Source organism: Agrobacterium sp. DE0009, from assembly GCF_007680755.1.
GTDB lineage: Bacteria > Pseudomonadota > Alphaproteobacteria > Rhizobiales > Rhizobiaceae > Agrobacterium > Agrobacterium tumefaciens_B.
This window is the reverse complement of record NZ_VEIU01000007.1, coordinates 222,525-230,163: the sequence shown is the minus strand read 5'-3', so window position 1 is coordinate 230,163 and position 7,639 is coordinate 222,525. Positions and strand designations below refer to the sequence as shown.

12 protein-coding genes and 1 pseudogene are annotated in these 7,639 nt (G+C 52.6%); 5 read left to right on the top strand and 8 right to left on the bottom strand.

The window, feature by feature from the left end; all coding sequences use genetic code 11:
- Positions 1-432 precede the first annotated feature (432 nt).
- Both FS804_RS21030 and FS804_RS21025 read left to right on the top strand, forming a co-directional pair.
- On the top strand, positions 433-723 hold the full coding sequence (locus FS804_RS21030) for a DUF6516 family protein (protein WP_144578785.1): 291 nt from the start codon (positions 433-435) through the stop codon (positions 721-723).
- Positions 720-1,088, top strand: coding sequence for a hypothetical protein (locus FS804_RS21025; RefSeq protein WP_004444360.1), 369 nt, complete (start codon positions 720-722; stop codon positions 1,086-1,088). Before FS804_RS21030 ends, FS804_RS21025 begins: the two co-directional genes overlap by 4 nt.
- A 117-nt stretch (positions 1,089-1,205) precedes the next feature.
- On the opposite strand, the gene FS804_RS21020 is transcribed toward FS804_RS21025, so the two are convergent.
- The 5 genes from FS804_RS21020 to FS804_RS21000 form a co-directional block, all read right to left on the bottom strand.
- Positions 1,206-1,472, bottom strand: coding sequence for a type II toxin-antitoxin system prevent-host-death family antitoxin (locus tag FS804_RS21020; protein WP_144578798.1), 267 nt, complete (start codon positions 1,470-1,472; stop codon positions 1,206-1,208).
- 145 nt (positions 1,473-1,617) lie between these two features.
- Positions 1,618-2,277, bottom strand: coding sequence for a hypothetical protein (locus FS804_RS21015; RefSeq protein WP_144578784.1), 660 nt, complete (start codon positions 2,275-2,277; stop codon positions 1,618-1,620).
- A 98-nt stretch (positions 2,278-2,375) separates the two neighbouring features.
- Positions 2,376-2,582, bottom strand: a complete 207-nt coding sequence (locus FS804_RS25040; protein ID WP_155737591.1) for a hypothetical protein — start codon at positions 2,580-2,582, stop codon at positions 2,376-2,378.
- Between the two features lie 140 nt (positions 2,583-2,722).
- Positions 2,723-3,643, bottom strand: coding sequence for a nucleotidyl transferase AbiEii/AbiGii toxin family protein (locus tag FS804_RS21005; RefSeq protein ID WP_144578797.1), 921 nt, complete (start codon positions 3,641-3,643; stop codon positions 2,723-2,725).
- On the bottom strand, positions 3,630-4,460 hold the full coding sequence (locus tag FS804_RS21000; protein ID WP_063951797.1) for a type IV toxin-antitoxin system AbiEi family antitoxin domain-containing protein: 831 nt from the start codon (positions 4,458-4,460) through the stop codon (positions 3,630-3,632). Before FS804_RS21000 ends, FS804_RS21005 begins: the two co-directional genes overlap by 14 nt.
- A 103-nt stretch (positions 4,461-4,563) precedes the next feature.
- On the opposite strand from FS804_RS21000, the gene FS804_RS20995 reads away from it, so the two are divergent.
- Entirely contained in the window at positions 4,564-4,857 is a 294-nt protein-coding gene (locus FS804_RS20995) for a hypothetical protein (RefSeq protein WP_186376941.1), read from the top strand.
- Between the two features lie 252 nt (positions 4,858-5,109).
- Here FS804_RS20995 and FS804_RS20990 read toward each other — a convergent pair.
- Both FS804_RS20990 and FS804_RS20985 read right to left on the bottom strand, forming a co-directional pair.
- A pseudogene (locus tag FS804_RS20990) lies at positions 5,110-5,559 on the bottom strand (HEPN domain-containing protein); the annotation flags it as partial.
- On the bottom strand, positions 5,511-5,822 hold the full coding sequence (locus tag FS804_RS20985) for a dienelactone hydrolase family protein (RefSeq protein WP_330220097.1): 312 nt from the start codon (positions 5,820-5,822) through the stop codon (positions 5,511-5,513). The gene FS804_RS20985 and the pseudogene FS804_RS20990, both read right to left, overlap by 49 nt.
- Positions 5,823-6,064: 242 nt before the next feature.
- Here FS804_RS20985 and FS804_RS20980 point away from each other — a divergent pair, with 242 nt between their 5' ends.
- Entirely contained in the window at positions 6,065-6,487 is a 423-nt protein-coding gene (locus tag FS804_RS20980; RefSeq protein WP_144578782.1) for a hypothetical protein, read from the top strand.
- A 102-nt stretch (positions 6,488-6,589) separates the two neighbouring features.
- On the opposite strand, the gene FS804_RS20975 is transcribed toward FS804_RS20980, so the two are convergent.
- Positions 6,590-6,823 carry a hypothetical protein gene (locus FS804_RS20975; protein ID WP_063951794.1) on the bottom strand — a complete coding sequence of 78 codons (234 nt, stop codon included), beginning with the start codon at positions 6,821-6,823 and terminating at the stop codon, positions 6,590-6,592.
- 465 nt (positions 6,824-7,288) lie between these two features.
- Here FS804_RS20975 and FS804_RS20970 point away from each other — a divergent pair, with 465 nt between their 5' ends.
- The gene (locus FS804_RS20970) at positions 7,289-7,639 is read left to right on the top strand and encodes an MbcA/ParS/Xre antitoxin family protein (RefSeq protein ID WP_022563984.1); all 351 of its coding nucleotides are present in this window, start codon (positions 7,289-7,291) and stop codon (positions 7,637-7,639) included.

Genomic DNA, 7,639 nt, shown 5'->3' with positions numbered 1-7,639 from the left:
ATCAGATTCCCTCTCTGCTCCACCAATAAATAATTCATCCTTCATGCAAAAACCTATATAAATCACTTGATTGCAGGCAGTTCAAATTGCCCGCCCGTACAACAAGCCAAATCCGCCAATCAAACTCCCCACTTTTCACAGCAACAGTCTACTTAAACTATTTATATGTTTTAGCGCCACGCCTACATAAATTATATGTTTGCGAGTGACACTCCCCTGCCTCAAACCAATAGCGCGCCGCGATCGTTCACATAAGTTAATAACGGTAATTTATTCCTTGCATCAAGTATAAAAATAATCATATATGTATTTAAAGCCGATAAATCAGTAAAATATTCCAAGCATAAACATCCTGCAACCTGCCGCCAAAACAACCTCAAAGCTGCGTTGGCATCCTTGACAACAGCGTGTTGTGATGGCATAAACGACAACATGATTGCCGCGGTACTTGTGGAACGTTCGAAAACTGTTTTGCCAGATGGTGCGATTGTCGAGATCGTCGTGTGGAAGGTGCCAGAACCCGTTCCCGGTAGCGCGCACCTGTTCAAGTATCGACTGTTTTTTGGCAAGGATGGTCGGCGCATCGTCGGTTTCGACAACGAACGCGGCAAAGGCGATCATTGCAATCTCGACGGCGACGAGCATCCTTACATGTTTACAACGACCGATGCCCTCCTGTCCGACTTTCGGAAGGAGATAATCAAGAGGAGGAAGAAGCCATGAGAGAAGCCTTGATTCAAATCAGAGCAGACAGCGAAGCTGCCCTCAATGAGGTTTTTGAAAGGGCAACGAACGCCATGCGTTCAGGCAATCCCTCAGAACCCGTGGCAGTCTTCACCTTTTCGTCGCCCGCACAGCTTTTTTCTGTCATCACCCCCAAAAGGTGGGAATTGATTGAACATCTTCAGAAGATCGGTCCATCGAGCATACGCGGACTTGCCCGATCCGTCGAACGTGACGTTAAGCGTGTCCACGAGGACGTGTCCGCATTGTCGGACTGGGGTATATTCGAACAAACCGAAGACGGAAAGGTTCACGTACCCTACGAAGTCATCCACGCGAATTTCGACCTCAGAGCGGCAGCCTGATCAGGGGCCGCAACGCAAACCATCACCGCTTCGAGCCTTCAGTTTCACCGCGGGAAGCCTCCCTCCACAGATAGGGGTAGCGGATTACGCCTGCAGTCTCGATCTTATCGAAACCGTTCACCGAACCGTCTCTTCAGTTTCCGCATAAGTGTCGGCTGCGGCCTCAAATTCCTCTAGCAAAGCGTCAGACATATTATCAATAGTGCCAACCGCACGCAGATCAGACTGCCGCATCAAACGTTCATAATCCTCGATATTAAGAAGAACCAGACGAGGCTTGTTGCGCTGGGTGACCGTCACCGGATGACGAAGCGCCTCAGCGATAATATCACCCGACTTCCTGGAAAGATCACTCGTGGTGTAGGAATTACCTGAACCTGCTATCAAACACACTCCCGTCTTGAATCGCGAGGATAGACGGTCACAAAAGTAAATCCATAAAATACAGCAATCCTGTAAATGCTGAATTAATTGAGCGCTGTGATAAATTTCACCCCTTTCACTGAATCTCAGCCCACAGGTCTTCCCTCTATGGTCTGACAGGTGAAGCTGTACCCTCCAACGCCCGGAGAAAAGCATTTGCAGCCTTGTGCTTGTACACCGGCTTCAATGCCGTAAAATCCTTACGTCGCAATCCGAAAAGGGCATCTTCCTCAATCCTCATACCAATCGTCAGCCATTCAAGCCCGCTCCACTCCACCTTGCGGAGCGCTACCAGATCCATAAGCGCACGAAGAGGCCTAGCAACGAACGCAATCGATCCGTTGAGCGGGACACGGTCAACACTCGTCATGAACCGATAATCGTTGATCGCCAGAGGATGATAGCTGAAGGACCCGAACCCGGGCGTCGAAAAATCCTGGCTTTTCCGTCCAGGTGAAACACTGGACGTAACAAACACCGCCTCTGGAATCCATCCATGAAATGACAGTGCTGTTTCGAAAGAGATATAGCTGCCCGGCACGAGGTTTTGGGCGACGGCAAACGGATGAACCGGGTCACGTCGATAGCGTCGCGCCAGCACATAACAACCACGCTTCAGGCGGATGAGGGACCCGTCTTTCAAAGCGCGGTTGACAAGGCCATAACGGCGCGCGCCACTGCCGCCCAGCAACTCGGCGAGTTGCCGGTGATTCAGAAAACGATCAGCCAATCCGGCTGCAGAAATCTGGTCAACCAACGAAGACATAATTCTTGATCCTTCCAATTCATGAAAGTTTCAGGATTTTTTATACAGGTGCCGGAACCCGTTCGCGGTAGGACGCACCTGTTCGAGTATCGAGTGTTTTATGGCAAGGACGGCAGGCGTATCGTCGGTTTCGACACGAACGCGGCAAAGGCGATCATCGTCATCTTCACCTTTTCGTCGCCCGCACAGCTTTTTTTGTCATCACCCCCTAAAGGTGGGAATTGATTGAACATCTTGAGAAGATCGGTCCATCGAGCATACGCGGATTTGCCCGATCCGTCGAACGTGACGTCAAGCGTGTCCACGAGGACGTGTCCGCATTGTCGGGCTGGGGTATCTTCGAACAAACCGAAGACGGAAAGGTTCATGTCCCCTACGACGTGATCCACGCGAATTTCGACCTCAGAGCGGCAGCCTGATCAGGGACCATACCGCAAAGCTCCTATCACTTTGTGCGCCTTTCAAGGGAGGCCCGCAGCAATTCAACCAGGTCGGATCGTTGGTCGGGATTGAGTTTATCCAGATTGCGCTGCCGCCAGCGTATCGCCGGAAGTTCCGCGACATAGCTGATCCTCAATAATGACCAGTCCGGTTCACCGAGCTCAAAGCCGATCAAAAATGCGCGGTGATGATCAGGCATTCCTCCGATCAGTGTCTCTATCATTTCATGCTGCGTCTCGATAAGTTCTTCTATGGCAATAACCTCCTCGGTCATGCCCTCAAAGCCGTTGCGGTATTCATTCGCAAGGTCTTTGACGCGGCCCGACAGCACTTCACCCATCGGGCGATTGTGGCTAAGCAGATAAATAATGAACGCTTCGCGAAGTTCATCGCTCAGGCCCTCATGGGTAAGCAAACCCCGCACATCGAAAAGGTCGCGCGGATGTTGGCGGTCCAGCGCGGCAACAAGCTTGCCCGCAAAAAGGTCTTCGAATGAAACGACATTGGTTTCCGCAAAGCCGAACACCTCTTCAACGGCTTCGGTGACGGGGGCGATGAACGGTTCGTGAACGACACCCCGCAGGACGGGTGAGACTTCGATCTTCACCTGCGTTCCCTCTGCCATCACAAGAAGCCGCAAGACAGCGCCATCATGCACGTTTTCGGTGACGCGTGCGCCGCGCAGATCTGTCAATGCGGAAGTCTTGATGCGTTTCATGGCAGCGTCGATTTCCACCAGCGCCTCAGACCTTTCGTGCATGGGCAAATACATTAGATCGATATCAACGGAGAGACGCGGCAGGTCTCGCACAAACAGATTGATCGCCGTACCGCCCTTTAGAGCAAAGCATGTTTCACGGGCAACGATGGGAATGAGGCGCATCAGCAGCCGGACCTGGGCTTGGTACTGGTCACGAAACGGCATCGAGATCCTCTGGTACGGTGATGAGATAGGCCGAATCAAGCTTGCCGCCAGGGACAAGCATACGTTTACCCTTGCCCAGATCGATTGCCGTCTTATCCAGACGCTTGAGCCAGGCATGGCTGTGGCGATCAGCAAAGAAGAAGAAAAGCCGCTTGACCTTCACGCTGTCGCAATCCTTCAGCAGTTTTTGCAGCCGCCTTGGACTGAAATTTGCAGCATTTTGCATGATCATGTCGGCCTGATGAAAACTCTCGTGGCGCGGCAGTTCGTCGAGCATTTCGAGATAGGCCCGTTCGGGCCGTGAAAGCATCAGCGGCCAGTCCCAATGCCCCCACCCAACAGTGGTCAGGCCACTTCCTTGTCCATCGGCGGTATGCCATGCAAGGCCGCCTGGCCCTTGGCTGGTCGGATCGTTGGGGAACAAGGTCGCGCTGTTGTGATAAACAAAGCGCTGGGAAAGGTTCAGCTTGCCCAGCCAGGCAGGTGGCTTTTCAATACCGTAAAGGTGGACAGTCTTCATCTCATAAGAGAGGTAATGCGCATAGCCCTGTAGCTCCAGCGCAGTGCGGCCGCCAACGTGAAGCGGCATTCTCGAAAGCAGAGTCTGGAGCGATATGACCACCTGCTGCCAGTTCAGTTCGCCGCGCGGTTTTCTATAAACGCTGCGCACTGGCTGTTCCAACCAATCGTTCTTGACATAATAAGCGCGCAGATTGCTGGCTATGCCACGCTCCTCAAGCCATGCGGCATCTACGACCAGTCCCTCGGGAAGATCTCGTTCAAGCCGGTTTAAAAGTGACGTGCGTTGCTCAGCCATACTGAGCATAATAATGCATATTCAAACCTGATTCAAGTTTACAAAAAACATCATAAACTCAGTCAAACTGACTTAATAACCAAAATGTCAAACTGATTTGTCTTTGTCTCGCACTGCGGCGGACAAGAGTGGTGATCCGTATATCGCAAACGAGAAATCCACACTGACCTTCAGCAGGACGAAGGATTTCACCGGTTTCACAACGGACGAGCTGGCACATCTATCCGCAAAAGCCAACCTGGCCAAGAGGCTCGTCCTCGACACCGCCAACGAAACCGTTGCTCTATTCATGGAAAGATGGGAGACCGAAAAGACCAATCTTCCCATGCACAATGATGTTGTCGGGGCCATCGACAGGCATCTTACGACTTTACCGATTGTCACCGGCAAAGAGTGAAACGATCCCGCCTAACGCGCCTTCGATCTCATTCAGAATGCCTACTCATTGTGCCGTCACAGCAAGAATCACGCCTGTCCTTCCGCTCACTTCGGCGCTATAGGGGAGCGCGTTCCCGTCCAGACAGGCTCGACCATCACGTCCCATATTCCATTGCAGTGGTTGTCTATTCCCGGGGCTTGCTGACCCTATGGTTCAGGACGCTGCGGTGGCTGCTGCGTGAGCTCAGGATTATTCTGCCACCCGTGAACCTCAGTCGCTGGAAATTGCGGCTTGTTCCGCGGCGTGTTTGAGCTTTTCTATGTGCTCACGGCAGAGCGTCTCAACCAGCCTGTGAAGTTCCGCCGTCCGCACCTGAAGCCAGGTCAGCGCCTCTTCAGAAACTTCGAAACGCTTCGAATAGCGTGCCTTGACGTAGGCCTCATTCAGGATGTTGTACCATGTGGTAAATCGCTGACGGTCGCGCGGCCAGATGTCGATCAAACGGTGATCCCGATCCTCTGAAAGTCCACGCAGGAATTTGAGGTTGTGTGAGGCCGGCGTGTAATTTGTGTGTGTCAGCAGATAGCAGGAGTAGGCTGTTTCGACTGATTGATGGAGATTGAATGTTGCGAGGTTGATGTTTTCTTCCTGCACAAAGAACTTCGAACCTTTCAGAAAATCGACTGCGTTCCTAAACTGCTTTTCAAAATGCTCTTCGGCAAACTGTCGACCGCAAGGACCACGTAGCCATGCGAGACCAGGCGACCCGCAACATCGTTCTTCAGCCTTGGTCCAAGTCCACCGCACCCGTGCAGGACCACTATCGCCGGGAAGGGACCCGCGCCTTTAGGCCGGCTCAGATAGCCCACCAGCGGAGTGCCTGCTTGGGACGGAATAGCTTCCCCCCTTTGCTCGGCAAGCCTTTCACGTAAGGCGCTGAGCTTCACCGGTTCACTTGAAAAGTGGACCTCTTCAGCGGCCATGGCAGAGACATGAGCCATCACGATCAGGTTCGCAGCCGCCATCAACGCGGTGAAGGCCTTGGAAAACAATGATCCTACCTCCGGACTGAAGAGATACTAAGTAAATGCGATCAGATCGACAATGGACCGTTTTTGGCGCATTTGCGTCCTAACGACCTCCGGCCCCTTATCTCAGTTCTTTCATCACTTTGAGTTCTCTCCGGCGACTTTTCGGGAGTTAGAATGTCAGCTAGAAAGGTAACATGAGCGCATCAGAAGCCATCCACCCTACATTGGACGATCTCAAGTTCGAGATTGGACAGGTGCTGGTTTGCTGGTGTTTCCTCGAAAACAAGATTAGAGAACACTTGAAGCGAGCTGGACCTCAAAACCAGATCTTGAAGGGCCCGGTGTTTTCCCACTGGCGGACATACATTCAGTCTAATTATCCAGAGCGAGCCCATGAGCTCCTCGAACCAATCGAAAAAGTCGCTCGCGTCCGAAACCTTCTCGCGCACTGTATCTATTCGCTGCACGCGGATCCATGGACCGAGGGCAGTGCGGTGATCGCTTGTGAAGCTCCTGACGGCACACGCCATTCTTTCAGCATTGCCGATCTTCGGGCCACGTGCACCGAACTTTCGAAGCTCAAGGTGATACCGGTCCGCTTGTCTGCCGCTCGTTGACGCTGATTGCAAGCTCTTCACGACCGCTGTTGGCGCGAAGCGGAAGACGCCTCTCGGCCCTAAGCGGCCATCCCCGCAATTTGAGGGATGGCCGAAAGGAGTTCAGCGCAAGGGATGCCGATTGGTAAGTCGCTCCCTGTCGACACAGAAAGTTTTTCCGTCAAATAGACCAAAAGATTCCCACCCATCATCAGTAATCTCGCCGTATAAAATACGGACAAGAACGGAGCCGTTACCAAAATCCTGAATGATAGATACAGTAAAGATTCCGCCCCTGTCGGAACTGACGTCAAAGACGTCTCCGCCGACAAGCGGCGTGATCGCGATAGCTCGCATAAGTGCTCCAAATGCTCGATAAACTTCGGGCTTGGCGCACAAGCGAAAGGATAAACTCGCGCTTATGCGCTTAGAGTTCGATCTGCCCCATAATGTTCCTCCTTTAGAAGTAGCGGCCGGATACCGGCTAATTTTTCGTGGCACAACTATTAGGTTTCGTCAATTGATTGGTAGGACAGAGCCCAAGGGTCGGCCTGACCGCTTGTGGCGCAAAAATGATCATCGGGCATCGCCGAAAATCCTGTTCGTTGCCACTTTCGACCGCATGGCGGGGGCTTCCTACTGCGGCTGCGGAACACGGTTTCGTCCCGGTGCCCTACTTGGAGGCAACCGCTGCACGAACGTTCATGGCGACGGCATCCAGCATGAAGATATAGCGACTTGCAGCTATAAGGGACACCTTGAATGCCTGTAATTTTGACGCTATATTGCGTCAGTATCTTTGGTAAATTTGAGGAGGCGAACATGGCTCTCGCACAATATGCTGACAACGGGCTGTTCGCGCCGGGAAAAATCGCCGACGTTCTTCATACAACAAGCGACGATATCGCGCGCAGTGCCGGGTTGGGCAAAGATGCGGTACAGCGCAAAGAACGCATCAAGTCGGACAAAACCCAACGGCGACTGCGCGAAATGATCGAAGTCATCAACAAGGTTGAGGCCCGTTTCGGTTCTGCGCTCATGGCATATGCCTGGTATCGTTCAGAGCCTCTCTCAGGCTTTTCTGGCCACACAGCAATGCAGCTTGTTCGAGACGGGCGCGCTCACGAAGTACTCGAATACATCGACGCGATCGACGCTGGCGTACATGCATGA

Excerpts from the sequence above, each read along its gene's own strand:
- FS804_RS20985 (WP_330220097.1), bottom strand. The coding sequence starts at position 5,822 with ATGGCCGCTGAAGAGGTCCACTTTTCAAGTGAACCGGTGAAGCTCAGC.
- FS804_RS20975 (WP_063951794.1), bottom strand. The coding sequence starts at position 6,823 with ATGCGAGCTATCGCGATCACGCCGCTTGTCGGCGGAGACGTCTTTGAC.
- FS804_RS21000 (WP_063951797.1), bottom strand. The coding sequence starts at position 4,460 with ATGGCTGAGCAACGCACGTCACTTTTAAACCGGCTTGAACGAGATCTT.
- FS804_RS21030 (WP_144578785.1), top strand. The coding sequence starts at position 433 with ATGATTGCCGCGGTACTTGTGGAACGTTCGAAAACTGTTTTGCCAGAT.
- FS804_RS20970 (WP_022563984.1), top strand. The coding sequence starts at position 7,289 with ATGGCTCTCGCACAATATGCTGACAACGGGCTGTTCGCGCCGGGAAAA.
- FS804_RS20980 (WP_144578782.1), top strand. The coding sequence starts at position 6,065 with ATGAGCGCATCAGAAGCCATCCACCCTACATTGGACGATCTCAAGTTC.
- FS804_RS21015 (WP_144578784.1), bottom strand. The coding sequence starts at position 2,277 with ATGTCTTCGTTGGTTGACCAGATTTCTGCAGCCGGATTGGCTGATCGT.
- FS804_RS21005 (WP_144578797.1), bottom strand. The coding sequence starts at position 3,643 with ATGCCGTTTCGTGACCAGTACCAAGCCCAGGTCCGGCTGCTGATGCGC.
- FS804_RS21025 (WP_004444360.1), top strand. The coding sequence starts at position 720 with ATGAGAGAAGCCTTGATTCAAATCAGAGCAGACAGCGAAGCTGCCCTC.